General features: G+C 63.6%; 1 protein-coding gene. It reads left to right on the top strand.

The features are described 5' to 3' along the window. On the top strand, positions 1-247 hold a 247-nt coding region (locus tag R0J92_RS25395; protein WP_411053725.1), incomplete at both ends, for a hypothetical protein.

The following is a 247-nucleotide window of genomic DNA, read 5'->3' as shown; positions in this document are numbered from 1 at the left end:
CAGGTGGTTCTCGGCGCGATGCAGGAAGAGGGCTATGTCACCGAGGACGAGATCAAGTCGGCGATGTCGCAACCACCGACGAAGGCGCGCAGCTACTGGTCCGGGGCCGAGCACTATGCCGCCGACATGGTCCTCGACGAGGTGACGAAACTCGTCGGTGAGGTGAAACAGGACCTCGTCGTCGAGACGACGATCGACCTGTCGCTGGAGCGGAAGGCGGAGGAAGCCCTGACCGACATCCTCGACG

Origin of the sequence: Tritonibacter sp. SIMBA_163 (assembly GCF_046535935.1) — a bacterium.
In the GTDB taxonomy this organism is placed as follows: Bacteria; Pseudomonadota; Alphaproteobacteria; order Rhodobacterales; family Rhodobacteraceae; genus Epibacterium; species Epibacterium scottomollicae.
This window is presented reverse-complemented; position numbering and strand designations above follow the sequence as displayed.